This is a genomic window from Mesorhizobium erdmanii USDA 3471 (assembly GCF_000472705.1).
Taxonomy (GTDB): Bacteria; Pseudomonadota; Alphaproteobacteria; order Rhizobiales; family Rhizobiaceae; genus Mesorhizobium; species Mesorhizobium erdmanii.
The window spans coordinates 299,891-317,542 of sequence record NZ_AXAE01000011.1; the positions used below are offsets into that span (position 1 = coordinate 299,891).

General features: G+C 62.4%; 19 protein-coding genes. 6 read left to right on the forward strand and 13 right to left on the reverse strand.

Annotated elements, in window-relative coordinates; genetic code table 11:
* Position 1: 1 nt before the first annotated feature.
* Complete coding sequence (thrS, locus tag A3AU_RS0106560) at positions 2 to 1,978, reverse strand: threonine--tRNA ligase (protein ID WP_027052084.1); 1,977 nt, start codon at positions 1,976 to 1,978, stop codon at positions 2 to 4.
* A 204-nt stretch (positions 1,979 to 2,182) separates the two neighbouring features.
* Between thrS and A3AU_RS0106565 the strand changes: the two genes are divergently transcribed.
* Complete coding sequence (locus A3AU_RS0106565) at positions 2,183 to 3,019, forward strand: SAM-dependent methyltransferase (protein WP_027052085.1); 837 nt, start codon at positions 2,183 to 2,185, stop codon at positions 3,017 to 3,019.
* Between the two features lie 5 nt (positions 3,020 to 3,024).
* Here A3AU_RS0106565 and blaOXA read toward each other — a convergent pair whose 3' ends face one another.
* The 3 genes from blaOXA to A3AU_RS1000000139740 form a co-directional block, all read right to left on the reverse strand.
* Positions 3,025 to 3,852 carry a class D beta-lactamase gene (blaOXA, locus tag A3AU_RS0106570; protein WP_027052086.1) on the reverse strand — a complete coding sequence of 276 codons (828 nt, stop codon included), beginning with the start codon at positions 3,850 to 3,852 and terminating at the stop codon, positions 3,025 to 3,027.
* Positions 3,853 to 4,003: 151 nt separating this feature from the next.
* Complete coding sequence (yidD, locus tag A3AU_RS0106575; protein WP_027052087.1) at positions 4,004 to 4,378, reverse strand: membrane protein insertion efficiency factor YidD; 375 nt, start codon at positions 4,376 to 4,378, stop codon at positions 4,004 to 4,006.
* 84 nt (positions 4,379 to 4,462) lie between these two features.
* A complete protein-coding gene (locus A3AU_RS1000000139740; RefSeq protein WP_081293950.1) occupies positions 4,463 to 4,621 on the reverse strand; it encodes a hypothetical protein in 159 nt (52 codons plus the stop codon).
* A gap of 93 nt (positions 4,622 to 4,714) precedes the next feature.
* On the opposite strand from A3AU_RS1000000139740, the gene A3AU_RS0106585 reads away from it, so the two are divergent.
* Entirely contained in the window at positions 4,715 to 5,632 is a 918-nt protein-coding gene (locus tag A3AU_RS0106585) for a LysR substrate-binding domain-containing protein (RefSeq protein WP_027052089.1), read from the forward strand.
* On the opposite strand, the gene A3AU_RS0106590 is transcribed toward A3AU_RS0106585, so the two are convergent.
* Positions 5,629 to 6,075, reverse strand: coding sequence for an iron-sulfur cluster assembly scaffold protein (locus A3AU_RS0106590; RefSeq protein ID WP_027052090.1), 447 nt, complete (start codon positions 6,073 to 6,075; stop codon positions 5,629 to 5,631). The genes A3AU_RS0106585 and A3AU_RS0106590 overlap by 4 nt on opposite strands.
* 240 nt (positions 6,076 to 6,315) lie before the next feature.
* On the opposite strand from A3AU_RS0106590, the gene folE reads away from it, so the two are divergent.
* The 3 genes from folE (at position 6,316) to A3AU_RS0106605 (ending at position 8,505) form a co-directional block, all read left to right on the forward strand.
* Positions 6,316 to 6,948: a GTP cyclohydrolase I FolE gene (gene folE, locus A3AU_RS0106595; protein ID WP_027052091.1), complete on the forward strand. Its 633-nt coding sequence runs from the start codon at positions 6,316 to 6,318 to the stop codon at positions 6,946 to 6,948.
* A 42-nt stretch (positions 6,949 to 6,990) separates the two neighbouring features.
* The gene (gene hisI / locus A3AU_RS0106600) at positions 6,991 to 7,449 is read left to right on the forward strand and encodes a phosphoribosyl-AMP cyclohydrolase (RefSeq protein ID WP_027052092.1); all 459 of its coding nucleotides are present in this window, start codon (positions 6,991 to 6,993) and stop codon (positions 7,447 to 7,449) included.
* Positions 7,450 to 7,530: 81 nt separating this feature from the next.
* A complete protein-coding gene (locus A3AU_RS0106605; protein ID WP_418001062.1) occupies positions 7,531 to 8,505 on the forward strand; it encodes a patatin family protein in 975 nt (324 codons plus the stop codon).
* Between the two features lie 7 nt (positions 8,506 to 8,512).
* On the opposite strand, the gene recJ is transcribed toward A3AU_RS0106605, so the two are convergent.
* The 8 genes from recJ to A3AU_RS01000000134985 form a co-directional block, all read right to left on the reverse strand.
* Positions 8,513 to 10,294, reverse strand: a complete 1,782-nt coding sequence (recJ, locus tag A3AU_RS0106610) for a single-stranded-DNA-specific exonuclease RecJ (RefSeq protein WP_027052094.1) — start codon at positions 10,292 to 10,294, stop codon at positions 8,513 to 8,515.
* Between the two features lie 98 nt (positions 10,295 to 10,392).
* Positions 10,393 to 10,617: a DUF6434 domain-containing protein gene (locus A3AU_RS0106615; protein ID WP_027052095.1), complete on the reverse strand. Its 225-nt coding sequence runs from the start codon at positions 10,615 to 10,617 to the stop codon at positions 10,393 to 10,395.
* A gap of 72 nt (positions 10,618 to 10,689) precedes the next feature.
* Positions 10,690 to 11,673 (reverse strand): class II fructose-bisphosphatase, encoded by a 984-nt coding sequence (glpX, locus tag A3AU_RS0106620; RefSeq protein ID WP_027052096.1) that lies wholly within the window; start codon positions 11,671 to 11,673, stop codon positions 10,690 to 10,692.
* 205 nt (positions 11,674 to 11,878) lie between these two features.
* On the reverse strand, positions 11,879 to 12,046 hold the full coding sequence (locus A3AU_RS1000000139745) for a Thivi_2564 family membrane protein (protein WP_081293949.1): 168 nt from the start codon (positions 12,044 to 12,046) through the stop codon (positions 11,879 to 11,881).
* Between the two features lie 64 nt (positions 12,047 to 12,110).
* Positions 12,111 to 12,470: a hypothetical protein gene (locus A3AU_RS0106630; RefSeq protein ID WP_027052097.1), complete on the reverse strand. Its 360-nt coding sequence runs from the start codon at positions 12,468 to 12,470 to the stop codon at positions 12,111 to 12,113.
* Between the two features lie 84 nt (positions 12,471 to 12,554).
* Positions 12,555 to 13,868 carry a homoserine dehydrogenase gene (locus A3AU_RS0106635; RefSeq protein WP_027052098.1) on the reverse strand — a complete coding sequence of 438 codons (1,314 nt, stop codon included), beginning with the start codon at positions 13,866 to 13,868 and terminating at the stop codon, positions 12,555 to 12,557.
* A 37-nt stretch (positions 13,869 to 13,905) separates the two neighbouring features.
* Positions 13,906 to 15,123 carry an LL-diaminopimelate aminotransferase gene (locus A3AU_RS0106640; RefSeq protein ID WP_027052099.1) on the reverse strand — a complete coding sequence of 406 codons (1,218 nt, stop codon included), beginning with the start codon at positions 15,121 to 15,123 and terminating at the stop codon, positions 13,906 to 13,908.
* A gap of 45 nt (positions 15,124 to 15,168) precedes the next feature.
* A complete protein-coding gene (locus A3AU_RS01000000134985; protein WP_027052100.1) occupies positions 15,169 to 15,558 on the reverse strand; it encodes a hypothetical protein in 390 nt (129 codons plus the stop codon).
* 98 nt (positions 15,559 to 15,656) lie between these two features.
* Between A3AU_RS01000000134985 and phaC the strand changes: the two genes are divergently transcribed.
* Entirely contained in the window at positions 15,657 to 17,492 is a 1,836-nt protein-coding gene (gene phaC / locus A3AU_RS0106650) for a class I poly(R)-hydroxyalkanoic acid synthase (RefSeq protein ID WP_027052101.1), read from the forward strand.
* Positions 17,493 to 17,652 lie beyond the last annotated feature (160 nt).

A 17,652-nucleotide genomic window follows, 5' to 3' on the forward strand; every position in this document is an offset into this window, starting at 1 on the left:
ATCAGGCGGCGCGTTTGCGCCGGCGATCGGGCGTGATCGCTTCTTCGGTCAGCCGTTCGATCGCCTCGGCAAGGCCAAGCGATTCCTGGTCGCGCGAGCCGAGCCGGCGGATGTTGACCGTCTGTTCCTCGGCCTCGCGTTTGCCGCAGACGAGGATGACCGGCACCTTGGCCAGCGAATGTTCGCGGACCTTGTAGTTGATCTTCTCGTTGCGCAGGTCGGCCTCCGCCAACAGGCCTGCGGCCTTCAGCTTTGCCACCACTTCGGTTGCATAGCCGTCCGCCTCGGAGGTGATCGTCGCCACAACCACCTGCAGCGGTGCGAACCACAGCGGGAAATGTCCGGAATAGTTCTCGATGAGGATGCCGAGGAAGCGCTCCATCGAACCGCAAATGGCACGGTGCACCATGACCGGCTGCTTCTTTTCCGAATCCGAGCCGATGTAGAAGGCGCCAAAACGTTCCGGCAGGTTGAAATCGACCTGCGTGGTGCCGCATTGCCATTCACGGCCGATGGCATCCTTCAGCACATATTCGAACTTCGGCCCGTAGAAGGCGCCCTCGCCCGGATTGATCGAGGTCTTGATCCGGTTGCCCGATCTTGTCCTGATCGTCTCCAGCACGTTGCCCATGATCGCCTCGGCGTGGTCCCAGGCCTCATCGGTGCCGACCCGCTTGTCCGGCCGCGTCGACAGCTTCACGCTGACCTCTTCAAAACCGAAATCGGCATAGGTCGAAAGGATCAGATCGTTGATGCGCAGGCATTCCGCTGCCAGCTGTTCTTCGGTGCAGAAGATGTGCGCATCATCCTGCGTGAAGCCGCGCACGCGCATCAGACCGTGCAGTGCTCCCGACGGTTCGTAGCGGTGCACATTGCCGAATTCCGCAAGCTTTACGGGCAGATCACGATAGGACTTCAACCCATGCTTGAAAATCTGCACATGTCCGGGGCAGTTCATCGGCTTCAACGCAAAGACACGGTCGTCGTCGGTGTCGTCACCGGCGACCGTCACCTTGAACATGGCGTCGCGATACCAGCCCCAGTGGCCTGACGTTTCCCACAGGCTCTTGTCGAGCACCTGAGGGGCATTGACCTCCTGGTAGCCCTGCTCGTCGAGGCGACGGCGCATGTAATTCACCAGGTTCTGGAACATCTTCCAGCCCTTGGCGTGCCAGAAGACGACGCCCGGTCCTTCTTCCTGGAAATGGAACAGGTCCATCTCCCGGCCAAGCTTGCGGTGGTCGCGCTTTTCGGCCTCCTCCAGCATCGTCTGGTAGGCTTCGAGCTGCGCCTGGTCGGCCCAGGCCGTGCCGTAGATACGCGTCAGCATCGGATTGTTCGAATCGCCACGCCAATAGGCGCCCGCCACCTTCATCAGCTTGAAGGCGTTGCCAATCTGGCCAGTCGAGGCCATGTGCGGGCCACGGCAAAGATCGAACCAGTCGCCCTGCGCGTAGATCTTGAGATCCTGGTCCTCGGGAATGGCGTCGATCAGCTCGAGCTTGTAGCGCTCGCCCTTTTCGGCGAACACCTTTTTCGCCCTGTCGCGCGACCAAACCTCCTTGGTGAACGGCTTGTTTCGCGCGATGATCTCGCGCATCTTCTTCTCGATCACCGGAAAGTCGTCGGGCGTGAACGGCTCGTTGCGGGCGAAGTCGTAATAGAACCCGTTCTCGATCACCGGTCCGATGGTCACCTGCGTTCCCGGCCACAATTCCTGCACGGCTTCCGCCAGCACGTGCGCGGTGTCGTGACGGATAAGCTCGAGAGCGCGCGCATCGTCTCGGGTGATGATCTCGACCTTGCCCGACTTGCCGAGCGGGTCCGAGAGATCGCGCACGGTGCCGTCAATGGCGTAGGCGACAGCCTTCTTGGCGAGCGACTTCGAGATCGATTCGGCAAGGCCGGCGCCGGTCATCGCCGCGTCGTAGTCGCGGACGGAGCCATCGGGAAATGTCAGGGAAACGGAATTCAGCATTGGTATCTCCTATCCAGTCCCGCAAACGAGCGCGGGTGGTCGTGGGAAAAGCCGGAGGCATCCGGCAGCGGCGAGGTTTTAGAGGCAGCATTGCGTCAGGTAAAGAGCGGCAATTGGTGCAACCGTCAGGAAATGTCACCACAGATGTCGCGGACCGATCGCAAAGGCTTGCGAAAATGCACGACATAAACTGGAATCACCAGCATGGAAGACGCAACACCCAGCCGAACCGCCCTTGGCGTCGCACGCATGAGGGCTCTGCATCAGTTTTCGCCGCAAGCAGGGCTGTTTCGCGATCCCTACGCCATCGCGATTCTGGGTGAAGCGGCTCCCGCGGCACAGGAGCTTGAGCAGGAAGATGAGCGCGGCCAGCGCATGCGCTTGTTTGTGACCGCGCGCGCCCGGTTCGCCGAGGACTGGCTGGCGGTGGCGGTGCGTAGTGGTGTCCGTCAGCTTGTCGTGCTTGGCGCCGGCCTCGATACGTTTTCGCTGCGCAATCCGTATCCGGATCTCGGCGTGTTCGAAGTCGACCACCCGGCCACGCAAGCCTGGAAACGCAAATGCGTTGCCGATAGCGGTCTTGCCGAGCCACCCGCCACCACATTCGTGCCGGTCGATTTCGAGCGGCAGAGCCTGGCCGCGGAACTGGATGCGGCCGGTTTGCGGTCGACCGAGCCAAGCTTCTTCATCTGGCTGGGGGTTGTCCCCTATCTGACCAGGGAAGCGATCTTCGGCACACTGTCCTGGATAGCGGCCATCCCCGGCTCGGAGGTCGTGTTCGACTATAGCGAGCCGGCCGAGAACCGCGATGCGGCGGGAAGGGCTGCTCTCGCCTACCATGCGGCGCGCGTCGCGTCTGTCGGCGAGCCATGGATCAGCTTCTTTGTGCCGGCAGAACTGACGAAATCCCTGACCGAACTCGGCTTCGACGAGATCGAAGATATCCAGAGCGGCGATATTGCCGCGCGCTTTTCCGGGGCACCGAAAGCAATGACGAGCAATTCCGGCGGCCACATCATCCGTGCCCGCCGAACCGCCTGACCAGATTATTTCATCAGCAGCGGCAGATCCTTCAGGAACGCTGCCCGCGTCTTGAGCCCCTTGGGCATATCGGTGCGAGTGGCGTCGACGACCAGGCGCGCAAAGACGATCTGCTGGCCGTCCTTTTTTGCCCAGCCGACGAACCAGCCCAGCGAACGCTTGTCCCTGATCTTGTCGGCGTCATTGGCCAGCCTCGTGCTGCCGGTCTTGCCTTGCACCGTCCAGCCTCCGGCCTGGAATGTCGGGATGATGGCTGACGTCATGTCGTAGGCCTTGGCCGAGACCGGCAGCTTGCGGGCAAGCAGCTTGCGCAGGAAATCGACCTGCTCCACCGGTGTGATCTTGAGCGAGGAGTTCACCCAGGAATGGGTCAGGCCATCATTCTTGCCGGGATTGCCGGAAACGTCATTGTTGCCGTAGTCGAGTTTCGAGACATAGCCGGCAAACTTTTCAGCACCGAGTCGCCGCGTGATCTCCCGCGAGAACCACAGAATCGAATCGCGCTCCCAGATCACCGGATCGACGGTCTTCTGATCCCGCTTCACCGCGTTGAACTCGGGTTTGTAATCCCAGCTCGGCGTGTGTTCGTCGCTCAGGATGCCCGCATCGTAGCCGATCAGCGAAAGCGGCACCTTGAACGTCGAGGCCGGGCTGAACCGCTGGTCGCAAGTGCCGTCCTGATAGAGCGTCGTGCCGGTCGCCGCATCGGCGATCAGCGTGCACTGCACATCCCCGAGCGGCGCCGATTGCGCGCGCATCGGGAACCCCAGCAGCCAGGCGAGCAGGAACAGGACTCCAGCCAGGATAAAGGGAAGACGGTCGATGTTACGCATTGATGCTCGCTCCAGAAAGGGTGTTCGCGAGCGGGCTTAGCGAGGTCTCTTGTCTCGATTTTGTCTCAAATGCGCAGTCTTTGTGCAGGCTTGCGTTAACCCTACCCGATCGTAAACACGATCTGCCGTCCCAAGCGCGCGACTGGTGCAGTCATGCCTTCTTTTCGGCACTCTTCTTGCCGATCCGCCAATAGCGCCACGGCATAAACCAGACATAACGATCCGACAGCGCTTCCGGCACCAGGTCGATGCCATGCGTGCCGAAGGGCCCGCAGCGCAGCACACGGAAAAACCCCATCCAGCCGCCGGCCCACAGGCCATGGCGGGCGATCGCCTCATGCGCGTATTCGGAACAGGTCGGCAGATGCCGGCAGGAATTGCCGACAAAGCCCGACAGCGTCAGCTGGTAGAGGCGCACGACCGACGTGCCGAGGAGACGGCCAGGCGTCTTGCGCCACGGGCCGGCCCAGTTGCGGCCGCGCCCCGGCGGTCTTGCAGTGTGGGCATGCCCATGCGGGTCGTGCACCGCAATCTCCATCTCGCGCTCTTGCCAGCGATAGATGTGAGCTTCGTCGGAAGAACGCAATCCCCACCCCTGTATGCCCTGCCGTCATGGCCGGAAGCGCCGTAAACGCCGCCTTTCAACCGGATGCGCCCGGCGGCTAGGGATGGCAGGCTCATCGCAACGTTCTGCATGGTGCCTTTCGTCGCGCCATTGGAACGTTGCGATCCGCATGACATCGCCGAAAATGTCCAGGAACTGGATCATGGTCGTGTCTCCTTTGACGCGATTAGACTGCCGCTGGCGTTCGCCTTCAAACGAGTATAATTTCCACTTCGGATAATCCTGGGTTATGCGAAAATGAAGCGCGCGCGCCTGCCGCTGACGGCATTGAGGAGTTTCGAGGCGGCGGGCCGGCATCTGAGCTTCAGCAAGGCCGCCGAGGAGCTTTTCGTCTCGCAGGCTGCAATTAGCCGCCAGATCCGTGAACTCGAAACCTTCCTGCGCCAGCCCTTGTTCGAACGTCACCATCGACGCGTCGAACTGACCGACGGCGGCCGCCGGCTGCTTGATCAGCTTGTAACAAGTTTCGACGCCATCGATCGGCTGCTCTGCGAATTGGCGGCAGCCCCGGGTCAGTCGGTGGTTCGCGTCAGCATCGAGCCGTCGCTTGCCTCCGTCTGGCTGGTCCCCCGGCTCAATCGGTTTCGCCAGTTACGGCCTGACATCGACGTATCACTCGAAGTCGATGTCAGGCTGATCGAATTCCGCAGTGACCAGCCCGAGCTTGCCCTGCGCTTCAGTCCCGCCGCCACCTCCTGGCCACGCAGCCAGGCGGAGCGGCTTGCCTCCACGGTCGACTCGCCGGTTCTGTCGCCGGCACTGCTCGCCTCCGGTCCCCCTCTGGAGAAGCCGATCGACCTTGCCCGCTACACGCTTTTGCATGAGGAAAATCGCCAGGGTTGGGCGCGCTGGTTCGAAGCGGCTGGCGTGCCAGCGGATGCCGTGCCCGCGCGGGGTCCGATGCTGGCGGACGCATCGCTTTCCAAGCAGGCCGCCCTGCTCGGACATGGCGTGGCGCTGGGCGATCTCCTTCAGATCGGCAACGAGGTCAAAACCGGCGCACTGATCAAGCCCTTCGACATCGATGTTGCCTCGGGCGCGTACTGGCTGGTGGCCAGGGATTTGGGCGGTCTATCGGAACCGGCATCCGCGTTCGCCGACTGGTTAAGAGGCGAATTTGCCGAAAGCAGACACGCGCTGCAGGAGCAGGCTTAAGCCGCTTGTTCGGCGCGCTTCTTCTCGATCTGGCCGATGGCGTCGACCACCGCGTCGAAAGTCAGCATGGTCGAGGCATGGCGCGCCTTGTAGTCGCGCACCGGCTCCAGATATTTGAGGTCTGCGAAGCGCCCTTCCGGCGGCTCGCCATTTTCCTTCAGCATTTTCAGCATGGTGTCGCGCACCGCGCGCAATTCCTCGGCACTCGCGCCGACGACATGCTGCGCCATGATCGAGGACGACGCCTGGCCGAGCGCGCAGGCCTTCACGTCATGGGCGAAGTCGGTGACCACGCCATCCTCCATCTTGAGATCGACGGTAACGGTCGAACCGCACAGTTTGGAATGCGCCTTCGCGGTCGCGTCGGGATGATCGAGCCGGCCGATGCGGGCGATGTTTCCGGCAAAGCCGAGAATTTTCGCGTTATAGACGTCGTTGATCATTGTTTTCCAATCCGTCGCCGCCAAGCGAACAGCGATTGCCGCTGCCGTGTCTTCCTTTCGCTCGCTACGATCTTATATAATGCTCACAGTCCGGTAACGACAAGGCGATGAGCGCCGCTGTCCTGGCCGGGGAGTTCACGCCGCTTACGGGGCTGGAAACGGGGCGAGTTTCCGACGCCGAAAGGTCGTGGTCCGTTCAACTCGTTCCTCCTTGGAGAGGAACTACGGGAGACGCCTTTTATGGATGCCGTCATCAAGAAACTCATGCCCCAGTCCGCCTATATGGAAAAGCCGGTCACCGACCGTCCGAGCGAAGCCGAGGTCGAGGCCGCCGTGCGCACGCTTTTGCGCTGGACCGGTGACAATCCGGACCGCGAAGGTCTGATCGACACGCCCAAGCGCGTGGCCAAGGCCTTCCGCGAAATGTTCGGCGGCTATGACATGTGTCCGGCCGATGAGCTCGGCCGCACCTTCGAAGAGGTCGCCGGCTACGACGATCTCGTCATCGTCAGGGACATCCAGTTCCATTCGCATTGCGAGCACCACATGGTGCCGATCATCGGCAAGGCGCATGTCGGTTATCTGCCGGACGGCAAGGTGGTCGGCCTGTCCAAGATCGCGCGCGTCGTCGATATCTTCGCGCATCGCCTGCAGACGCAGGAAGCGCTGACCGCGCAGATCGCCGGCGTCATCCAGGATGTGCTCAATCCGCGCGGCGTCGCTGTCATGATCGAGGCCGAGCATATGTGCATGGCCATGCGCGGCATTCGCAAGCAGGGTTCGACCACGCTGACCTCCACCTTCACCGGCGTCTTCAAGGACACGCCGGAGGAGCAGGTCCGTTTTGTCACCATGGTGCGTGGCGGGGCGTGAGCCCCTCGCCGGCGTCACGGTCAACAGGAAAATAGACCGGCGATGTCGGCACTGGAATTTCCCAAAGCTTCGTCAGACAAGAAGGCCCTGGAAGAAGGCGCGGTGTTGTCACCGCGCTTCGACGCCGCCGGCCTCGTCACCGTGGTCGTCACCGATGCCGAAGACGGCATGCTGCTGATGGTCGCGCATATGAATGCGCAGGCATTGGCTCTGACGCTGGAAACCGGCATCGCCCACTACTGGTCGCGCTCGCGCAACGCGCTGTGGAAAAAGGGCGAAACCTCGGGCAATTTCCAGCATGTCGTCGAGATGCGCACGGACTGCGACCAGGACGCATTGTGGCTTCGCGTGAAAGTGTTGGGCCACGACGCAACCTGTCACACCGGCCGGCGTTCCTGCTTCTATCGGACGGTGGGGCTGACCGACGGCAAGGTGACACTTGCCGACGATGGCAGCAAGCAGCTGTTCGATGCGGAAAACACGTATCGGAAGCCTTTGTGAACTATTCCATATTCACAAACCACTCACGTTCACTATTCTCAAACATCCTTCTGATACAAGGGATGTGGGACAAGGGAGATCATGATGCTCGAGTGGGCGTCATTGCGTAACAGACCAGACGTTCGAGAAGCCAACGGCCTCTCCTCGTCCGGCGGCGCACCGGAAACCAAATCTCCAGGAAAAACAGGCATTTCGCTCGCTTTGGGCGGCGGTTGCGCCCGGGGCTGGGCCCATATCGGTGTGCTGCGCGCGTTGGACGAAGCGGGCATCGAAGTCTCGATGATCGCCGGCACCTCTATCGGCGCGCTGGTCGGCGGCTGTTATCTCGCCGGCAAACTGGACGAGCTGGAAGAGTTCGCCCGCGGCCTGACCAAGCGGCGCATTTTCGGCCTGCTAGATCTCAATCTGCGCGGCAGCGGCCTGTTTGGCGGCATGAAGCTGGATGCCCGCCTGCGCGAACATGTGAACGGCGTCCGTTTCGAGGAGCTGCCCAAGCCTTTCGTCTGCGTCGCATCGGAAATCCGCACCGGCCACGAGATCTGGCTGTCGAGCGGCTCGCTGATCACAGCCATGCGCGCGTCCTACGCACTGCCTGGCGTGTTCGAGCCGGTAAACTGCAACGGCCGCGTGCTGGTCGACGGCGCACTGGTCAACCCGGTTCCTGTGTCGGTCTGCCGCGCCTACGAGCAGCCGCTCGTCGTGGCGGTCAACCTTCACTACGACCTGTTCGGCCGCGCAGCCGTGATCAAGCACAGCGCCGGCGAGCTGGTCGTCGAAAAGGACGCACCGCGCGGCGGGCGTGTTGATGCCGAGCACCAGTCGCATCAGACACGCCTCGGCATCACCGGCGTCATGGTCGAGGCCTTCAACATTATCCAGGATCGCATCTCGCGCGCCAGGCTGGCCGGCGATCCGCCCGACATGTCTCTGCAGCCCAAGCTCAGCCATATCGGCCTCACCGAATTCCATCGCGCCGACGAGGCAATCCAGCTCGGCTACCAGGCAACCATGGCGCAGATTGGTGAGCTGAGCCGGCTGCAGACCGTTCTCGCCTGATCAAACCTCAGGCCCTTGCGGCGTCGATGATGCGAAACTGCACCGTCCGGTTGCCGTTCCAGTAATTGCCCGACAGCGAGCCAGCGACATGCACGGTCTTGCCCCGGTTCTTGAACAGGAACTCGCCAAGCACCGTATCGACGGCGCGAAAGGCGATCGCCTGGATACGGCCACCACTGTCCGACTGCAATTCGCAGCGTATATGGTTTGTGCCGACCGGCCGTGCGTCGGCCAGCCGATGACGCGGCAGCACGAAAACCGGAGGGACATGGCCGGCGCCGAATGGGCCAGCCTTTTCCAAGGCGTCGAGCAGGTTGAGCGTTGCGCCCTCGGCAGCGAGCGCGCCGTCGATCGCCAGGCTTTCCTCGTCCTGTAGCCGGAAAACGTCGGCGGCCGCCCGTTCCTCGAAAAACGCCCTGAGTTCGCCGAGCTTGGCGCGCTCCACGGTTATGCCGGCCGCCATGCCATGGCCGCCGCCCTTGACGATCAGTCCGGCAGCGGCGGCCTCGCGCACCAAACGGCCGAGATCGAAGCCCGACACCGAACGGCCCGAACCGGTACCGATTCCCACGGCATTGAAGGCGATGGCGAAAGCCGGCCGCCGCGCGTGATCCTTGAGCCTCGAGGCGAGCAGGCCGACGATGCCGGGGTGCCAGCTGTTGCTTGCGGTGACGATGATCGCCGGTCCATTGCCACCGGCAAGCTCCGCATCGGCTTCGGCGCGCGCCTGGGCCAGCATCTCCTGCTCCATCTGTTGCCGTTCCTGGTTCAGCCGGTCGAGCGTCTCCGCGATGGTCCGAGCCTCGACCGGATCGTCCGTTGCAAGCAGCCGGCTGCCAAGCGCCGCATCGCCGATACGCCCGCCGGCATTGATGCGCGGACCGATCAGATAGGCGAGATGAAAGGTGCTGATCGGCTCGCCGATACGAGAAACCCGCGCCAACGCGGCCAGCCCTTCATTCTTCTGCTGGCGCGCCATTTGCAGCCCTTTGACGACGAAGGCACGATTGACGCCGGTGAGCGGCACCACGTCGCAAACGGTCGCCAATGCAGCGAGATCGAGCAGCGAAAGCAGGTCGGGCGGCGCAAAATCGCTGACGCCACGCAGGATTTTTGCGGCCTGCACCAGAGCGAGGAAGACCACGCCGGCGGCACACAGATGGCCCTGCCCGGAAAGATCGTCGTCGCGGTTTGGATTGACGACGGCAATCGCCGCCGGCAAGGCTCCGCCGACCTGGTGGTGGTCGAGCACCACGACATCGGCGCCGGCTTCATTGGCCGCATCGACGGAAACGGCGCTGTTGGTGCCGCAGTCGACGGTGACGATCAGCGTCGCGCCGCGCGACACGAGTTCGCGCATGGCATCGGGATTGGGGCCGTAGCCCTCGAAAATGCGATCCGGGATATAGATTTCCGACGGCACCGAGAAATGCGCCAGGAACCGCTTCAGCAAGGCGGACGAGGCGGCGCCGTCGACATCATAGTCGCCGAAGATCGCTACCTTTTCCCTGGCCATCACCGCGGCCGCGATGCGGGCGGCGGCCTTGTCCATGTCGGTCAGTGAGGCAGGATTGGGCAACAGGTCACGGATCGTCGGATCAAGGAAGCGCTCGGTCTCATCGGCGGTGACGCCGCGTCCGGCCAGAACGCGCGCGACGATGTCGGGCACGCCATGGCCCTGCGCGATGGCAAGCGCCGTCATGTCCTGCCGTTCGGTCAGCCGGTGCTCCCATGCGAGACCGGTCGCCGATTGCCTGACATCGAGGAAGAGGCGCCTGTCGCCCATCATGCGTTTTGCCAATTCATTGTTGGCGGCAGGATAGTGCATGTCGCCCAAAAGTATGCAGCGGTTCTGGGATAGGCACAGCCAGGAAAATTCAAGGGAAACTACGCTTTCCGACTTGCGGCCCGACGCCGGATCCATTCGTCGGCCGCATCCCCCATCGCCTTTTCCCGACCGTCCTTGAGCCAGGCCATGAAAGGCCGGTCGAACCTGAACGCATCGCCGCATTCGCGGGTGAGAAAGCGGCGGACATTCTGGGTATTGCGATAGGATTTCGTGACGGGCGTGGCACGCGAAATCGGATCCGCGTGCCAATCGAACGCTTTCATCGTCAATCCTCGCGCGGCCAGGTTCAGATGCGGCCAAGGGCTAACAACTGCGGCGCCGCTTCGCAAGGATGTCTAGAACTTATCCAGATCCTGATGCCGGGCCTTGATCTCCCGCACTGTTCGTGACGACGAGCGCAGCACGATCGTGTGCGTGGTGATCGTGGTGCGGCCGAACTTGACGCCGGCCAGCATATTGCCGTCGGTGACGCCGGTGGCCGCGAACAGCACGTCGCCGCGCGCCATATCTTCCGCATGATAGATCCGCTTTGGATCGGAAATGCCCATCTTCGCCGCGCGGGCGATCTTCTCGGGTGTGTCAAGCAGCAGTCGGCCCTGCATCTGGCCGCCAGTACAGCGCAGCGCAGCCGCGGCCAGCACGCCTTCCGGCGCGCCGCCGGTGCCGAGATAGATATCGATGCCGGTTTCTTCCGGGTCCGTGGTGTGGATGATGCCGGCCACGTCGCCGTCGCCGATCAGCCGGATCGCTGCTCCCGTGGCGCGCACGGCCTCGATCAACCTGGCATGGCGCGGACGGTCGAGGATGCAGGTGGTGATTTCGGACACGGCGACACCCTTGGCCCGGGCCAGGCTTGCGATGTTTTCGGCCGCCGGGGCATCGATATCGATGACGCCCTCGGCATAGCCCGGACCAATGGCGATTTTGTCCATGTAGACGTCGGGCGCGAACAGCAGGCTGCCCTTCTCGGCGATGGCGATGACGGCCAGTGCGTTGGGCAGGTTCTTGGCGCAGATCGTCGTGCCTTCGAGCGGATCGAGCGCGATATCGACCGCCGGACCTTTGCCGGTGCCGACCTCCTCGCCAATATAGAGCATCGGCGCCTCGTCGCGCTCGCCCTCGCCGATCACCACCGTGCCCTTGATGGCCAGGCGGTTGAGCTCCTGGCGCATGGCGTCGACCGCGACCTGGTCGGCAGCCTTCTCATCGCCGCGGCCGCGCAGCCTGGCGGCTGCCACGGCGGCCCGTTCGGTGACGCGCGCCAGTTCCATGGTGAGTATCCGGTCAAGGCCGGCGACGATGTTCTGGGCCACATTCATTTTCGGGAAATCCTCGTTCGCACACCGCCTCCCGCCGGAGGCGCGCCTGTTTTGTCAAACGAGCATGACAACGGCAAGACCCGCCGCAAGTTTTATCGAAAGACCAGCAATATCAATCGATTGAACCGTATTCCGAACAAGGTTGCGGCCCGGTCGCAAACAACCGGGCCGCCATGAAAACGCACAAATCGAGGGCTTTTTCGATCTAGAAAACCGCGAGGTATTTGAGCAGCGAAATGATGCCGATGATGATGACGATGATCTGCACGATCTGCCGCATCCTGGCGTCGAGCGGCAGGCGTTGCACCAGATAAAGAACGAGAATGATGACGAGGAATGTGATCAGGATGCCGATCAACATGGATGAAGCCAAAATGCCCTCCTTGGAAAGGATTTTCTGAACGAGTGCCGGCAATGCCGGCTCTCGGCCGAAGCGCTCAATACCAGCGGCGCGATGTGTCGTTGTTCATCGACTGGCCAACGGCAATCCCGGCCAGAAAGCCGAGCAGGCCGATCACGCCGATCACGGCCGTTGTCGTACCCGGATTTTCACGTGCGACTTCCGAAACCGCCTGGGCCTGGCTGCGCAACTGCTGTGCCGTGCGCGATGCACGCGCCGCGGCCGAGTCGTAAAAGTCCGAAGCCTGCTCGCTGGCATCATCGAGCATTTCCGCACCGCGCGCCGAAATGCTCTTGTTGATCTTGGTGATCTCCTTGCGCAGTTCGGCGATCTGCTTTTCCAGCGTCTTCTGGATATCGTCGATGTGAGGGCTGTCGGACTTGTTGGTATCGGCCATGAATCGGCTCCCTTGGTTGCTGACCAAGAGAACGGCGCCGGCGCGGATTCGTTCCGATCTCGGCTGCGCGATGGTGGGACGCAGCTACCCTGCCCGCTCGATGCGGATCACCTGCGGCTTGTCGGTCAGATGGCCGTCCCTGGTGATGCCGTCGACAGCCTTGCGCACGGCGGCCTCGGTGGTCTCGTGAGTGACGAGGATCACCGTCTTCTGCGCCGCCGCCTCGCCGCTGACCGCGTGCTGGACGATCGATTCCAGCGAGATGTCATTGTCGGCCATGCGCTTGGCGATCGCGGCGAAGACGCCGATGCGATCATGCACCGTCAGCCGGATGAAGTAGCCGCCGGCATGGCTACGCATTTGCGCCTTCTTGTAGGGCTTCAATTCCTTGGCCGGCCGGCCGAAGACCGGGCCATGCTGGAAGCCGGGCCGGCTCTTGGCGATATCGGCGACGTCGCCGATGACGGCCGAGGCGGTGGCATTGCCGCCGGCGCCGGGGCCTGAAAGCAGCAGCTCGCCGAGGATGTCGGTCTCGATCGCCACCGCATTGGTGACGCCATGCACCTGCGCGATGACGGAGGCCGTCGGCACCATGGTCGGGTGCACGCGCTGCTCGATCCCGCTTTCGGTGCGCTGGGCGACACCGAGCAGCTTGATCCGGTAGCCGAGATCGCCAGCCGCGCGGATGTCGGCCTGGGTGATGTTGGAAATGCCTTCCATGTAGATGTCGTTGGCGGCGATTTTCGTGCCGAAGGCAAGGCTGGTCAGAATCGACAGCTTGTGCGCGGTATCGTGACCCTCGATGTCGAAGGTCGGATCGGCCTCGGCGTAACCCAGCCGCTGCGCGTCCTTCAGCACGACGTCGAACGAGACGCCCTCGGCCTCCATGCGGGTCAGGATATAGTTGCAGGTGCCGTTGAGGATGCCGAACACGCGGGTGACCGAATTGCCGGCCATCGCCTCGCGCATCGTCTTGATAACGGGAATGCCGCCCGCCACCGCCGCCTCGTAGTTGAGCAGCACGCCCTTCTTCTCGGCGATCTCGGCCAACGCCACGCCATGCTTGGCGAGCAGCGCCTTGTTGGCGGTGACGACGTGGCGGCCGGCTTCGAGCGCCGCCTTCACCGACAAACGGGCCGGCCCCTCATCGCCGCCGATCAGTTCGACGAACACGTCGATATCGGCGGTCTGCGCCATCTTGACCGGATCGTCGAACCATTTTGCCGAACTGACATCGACGCCACGGTCGCGCTTCGGATCACGCGCCGAAACCGCCGACACGACGATGTCGCGCCCACATTGCCGGGTCAGTTCCGCTGCCTTGTCGTGCAACACCCGCGCCACCGATGCACCGACCGTGCCCAGTCCGGCAATTCCAACACGCAGAGCTTCAGCCATGGAAGGCGACGTCCCTCAAAATCAGATCGAATTTTGCTTACCGGTGGGCGGACAGCGGCACCACATTGTTGGGCTGCTTGGCGCTGGTCGACAGGAAGCGCTTGATGTTGCGCGCAGCCTGGCGAATCCGGTGCTCGTTCTCCACCAGCGCCACCCGCACGAAATCGTCGCCATGTTCGCCGAAGCCGACACCGGGTGCCACCGCCACGTCGGCGTGCTCGATGAGCAGCTTGGAGAATTCAAGCGAACCGAGATGCTTGAACGGTTCGGGGATCGGCGCCCAGGCGAACATCGAGGCGGCCGGGGCCGGAATGTTCCATCCGGCGCGCCCGAAGGCGTCCACCATGACGTCGCGGCGCTTGTGGTAGATATCGCGCACCTCGGCGATATCGGCGCCGTCGCCATTCAGCGCATGCGCCGCCGCCACCTGGATCGGCGTGAAGGCGCCGTAGTCGAGATAGGACTTCACCCGGGTCAGCGCCGAGATCAGCCGTTCGTTGCCCACCGCGAAGCCCATGCGCCAGCCGGGCATGGAAAAAGTCTTCGACATCGAGGTGAATTCGACGCAGACGTCGATGGCGCCCGGCACCTGCAGCACCGAAGGCGGCGGATTGCCGTCGAAATAAATCTCCGAATAGGCAAGATCGGACAGGATGATGATGTCGTTCTTCTTGGCGAAGGCCACCACGTCCTTGTAGAAATCGAGCGACGCGACCAACGCCGTCGGGTTCGACGGATAATTGAGGATCAGCGCCAGCGGCTTCGGGATCGAATGGCGAATGCCCCGCTCCACCGCCGGGATGAAACCATCATCGGGCTCGACCTGCAGCGAACGGATGACGCCACCCGACATGATGAAACCGAAGGCGTGGATCGGATAGGTCGGGTTCGGGCACAGGATGACGTCGCCCGGAGCGGTGATCGCCTGCGCCATGTTGGCGAAGCCTTCCTTAGAGCCGAGCGTGGCCACCACTTGCGTGTCAGGATTGAGCTTCACGCCGAAGCGGCGCTGATAATAAGCGGCCTGGGCGCGGCGTAGGCCTGGAATGCCGCGCGACGAGGAATAACGATGCGTGCGCGGATCGCGCACGACTTCGCACAATTTGTCGACGATGGCCTTGGGCGTCGGCAGGTCCGGATTGCCCATGCCCAGGTCGATGATGTCGGCGCCGCGTGAACGGGCGCTGGCCTTGAGCCTGTTGACCTGCTCGAACACGTAAGGCGGAAGCCGGCGAACCTTGTGAAACTCTTCCATGGCAGTTCCAGACAGCAAAAAGGGTATTGGGCGCGCGCTATATACTCATTTGCAGGTAGGGTCGAGGGCGGGATCGCATTTGCCTTCGATCTGCTTCAGCGTCTGCGGGCCGTGCTGCTTGGCCAGATCAGTGAGTGCCGCCTGACTGCCGGGTACACCACCGCGTTTGGCGCCCTGCGCGTTCTTGGCGGCCTTGAGCTCGGCGAGCTTGGCCTTGCTTTCGTCGGCGGTGAGTTGTTTGGCCGCCACTTGCGGCGGGATGTTGAGGTTCGGGAATGTGCCGGTATCCTTCGGGCCCGCATCCTCGGCCATGGGCACCGGACCGCTGGTGTTGGTGCTCGAACAGCCGGCGACAGCCAGGACGACGATCGCCGCACCGATGCGGCAAAAGCGTACGGCATCAAAAAAAACAGTCTCGCCAATATTAATCGTCATATTGTTTCCTTGGCAGCCGGGGTAGAGCGAGATTGGACCCTGTCGGATGTCCCATGTTAATATGTCAAGAAAACGCTTCGGGAGGAACCCCGCGAACCATGTCCAAAACACCCGATTCGGGCAAAGCGGAAGATGACGAGCCTTCGACCGTCGAGCAATATCTGGTGAAGGATCCGGAACGCTTCGCGTTGAATATGGCGCGCATGGTCGAGCAGGCGGGCAAGGCGGCATCCGCCTGGGCCGAACCGCGCGAAAAAGGCGAAGTGCGCGACCACGTCGCCGAACCGGTCGTCGACATGGTCAAGACCTTCTCCAAGCTTAGCGAATACTGGCTTGCCGACCCGCAGCGCGCGCTCGAAGCGCAGACGCGGCTGTTCGCCGGCTATATGACCGTGTGGGCGAATGCCATCCAGCGCGTCAGTACTAACGCCGAGGCCCCGGACGACGCAGTCAAGCCGGAGCGCGGCGATAAACGCTTCCAGGATCCGGAATGGGGCCGCAACGCCTTCTTCGATTTCCTCAAGCAGGCTTATCTCGTCACCTCGCGCTGGGCGTCTGAACTGGTCGAGCACGCCGAAGGTCTGGACGAGCACACCCGCCACAAGGCGAGCTTCTACGTCAAGCAGGTGTCCAACGCCATCTCGCCGTCGAATTTCATCCTGACCAATCCGGAGCTGTTTCGCGAAACCGTCGCTTCCAACGGCGAAAACCTGGTGCGCGGCATGAAGATGCTGGCCGAGGACATCGCCGCCGGCAAGGGCGACCTGAAACTGCGCCAAGCCGACTACTCGCCGTTCGAGATCGGCAGGAACATCGCAATGACGCCCGGCAAGGTGGTCGGCCGCAGCGATGTCGCCGAAATCATCCAGTATGATCCGGCTACCGAGACGGTGCTGAAACGCCCTCTGTTGATCTGCCCGCCCTGGATCAACAAGTTCTACATACTCGATCTCAACCCGCAGAAATCCTTCATCCGCTGGGCGATCGAGCAGGGCCACACCGTCTTCGTCATCTCCTGGATCAATCCCGACGAGCGTCACGGCGCCAAGAACTGGGAGGCCTATATCAGGGAGGGCCTGCAATATGGCCTCGACACGATCGAGAAGGCCACCGGCGAGCGCGACGTCAATGCGATCGGCTACTGCGTCGGCGGCACATTGCTGGCCGCGGCATTGGCGCTGATGGCTAGCGAAGGCGACGACCGCATCAAGTCGGCGACCTTCTTCACCACGCAGGTCGACTTCACCTATGCCGGCGACCTGAAAGTATTCGTCGACGAAGAACAGGTCGCGGCGGTGGAAAAGTCGATGAACGAAAAGGGCTATCTCGACGGCACCAAGATGGCGACAGCCTTCAACATGCTGCGTTCCGGCGACCTGATCTGGCCCTATGTCGTCAACAATTATATGCGCGGCAAGGATCCCCTGCCCTTCGACCTGCTTTACTGGAACGCCGATTCGACCCGCATGGCGGCGGCCAACCATTCTTTCTATCTGCGCAACTGCTATCTCGAGAACAACCTCTCGCGTGGCACGATGGAGCTTGCGGGCCACACCGTATCGCTCGGGGACGTCACAATTCCGATCTACAACCTCGCCTCCCGGGAAGATCACATCGCGCCGGCGCTGTCCGTCTTCCTCGGTTCGAAATATTTCGGTGGCAAGGTCGACTATGTGATGGCGGGATCCGGCCATATAGCGGGCGTCGTCAATCCGCCGGCATCCAACAAATATCAGTACTGGACCGGGGGCGTGCCGATCGGCGATTTCGGCGACTGGGTGGCCAAGGCAACCGAGCATCCCGGATCATGGTGGCCGCACTGGCAAAGCTGGATAGAGGCCAAGGACAATACCCGCGTGCCTGCCCGCAAACCCGGCAAGCATATGAAAACCTTGGGCGATGCTCCCGGCACCTATGTGAAGGTGCGTGTGTAACCGGCTGTAATGTGTGGTGAGTTGACGGCCCGGCAAAAGCGGGCGAAATGGTGTCGTCAACCATCAAGCGGCCGCAATTCGGCAATCACTGCAAAAAAACTTCCAGGCTTGCGGATTTGACACAGGTCTCGTTTCCGGATCGGAGACAAGGTGACCTCGG

Coding starts and splice junctions, on each gene's coding strand:
- folE (WP_027052091.1), top strand. CDS start 6,316: ATGGATGCCGTCATCAAGAAACTCATGCCCCAGTCCGCCTATATGGAA.
- hisI (WP_027052092.1), top strand. CDS start 6,991: ATGTCGGCACTGGAATTTCCCAAAGCTTCGTCAGACAAGAAGGCCCTG.
- A3AU_RS0106630 (WP_027052097.1), bottom strand. CDS start 12,470: ATGGCCGATACCAACAAGTCCGACAGCCCTCACATCGACGATATCCAG.
- A3AU_RS0106615 (WP_027052095.1), bottom strand. CDS start 10,617: ATGAAAGCGTTCGATTGGCACGCGGATCCGATTTCGCGTGCCACGCCC.
- thrS (WP_027052084.1), bottom strand. CDS start 1,978: ATGCTGAATTCCGTTTCCCTGACATTTCCCGATGGCTCCGTCCGCGAC.
- A3AU_RS1000000139740 (WP_081293950.1), bottom strand. CDS start 4,621: ATGATCCAGTTCCTGGACATTTTCGGCGATGTCATGCGGATCGCAACG.
- A3AU_RS0106585 (WP_027052089.1), top strand. CDS start 4,715: ATGAAGCGCGCGCGCCTGCCGCTGACGGCATTGAGGAGTTTCGAGGCG.
- recJ (WP_027052094.1), bottom strand. CDS start 10,294: ATGATGGGCGACAGGCGCCTCTTCCTCGATGTCAGGCAATCGGCGACC.
- A3AU_RS0106635 (WP_027052098.1), bottom strand. CDS start 13,868: ATGGCTGAAGCTCTGCGTGTTGGAATTGCCGGACTGGGCACGGTCGGT.
- A3AU_RS0106605 (WP_418001062.1), top strand. CDS start 7,531: ATGATGCTCGAGTGGGCGTCATTGCGTAACAGACCAGACGTTCGAGAA.
- A3AU_RS0106565 (WP_027052085.1), top strand. CDS start 2,183: ATGGAAGACGCAACACCCAGCCGAACCGCCCTTGGCGTCGCACGCATG.
- glpX (WP_027052096.1), bottom strand. CDS start 11,673: ATGAATGTGGCCCAGAACATCGTCGCCGGCCTTGACCGGATACTCACC.
- A3AU_RS0106640 (WP_027052099.1), bottom strand. CDS start 15,123: ATGGAAGAGTTTCACAAGGTTCGCCGGCTTCCGCCTTACGTGTTCGAG.
- A3AU_RS0106590 (WP_027052090.1), bottom strand. CDS start 6,075: ATGATCAACGACGTCTATAACGCGAAAATTCTCGGCTTTGCCGGAAAC.
- A3AU_RS01000000134985 (WP_027052100.1), bottom strand. CDS start 15,558: ATGACGATTAATATTGGCGAGACTGTTTTTTTTGATGCCGTACGCTTT.
- phaC (WP_027052101.1), top strand. CDS start 15,657: ATGTCCAAAACACCCGATTCGGGCAAAGCGGAAGATGACGAGCCTTCG.
- blaOXA (WP_027052086.1), bottom strand. CDS start 3,852: ATGCGTAACATCGACCGTCTTCCCTTTATCCTGGCTGGAGTCCTGTTC.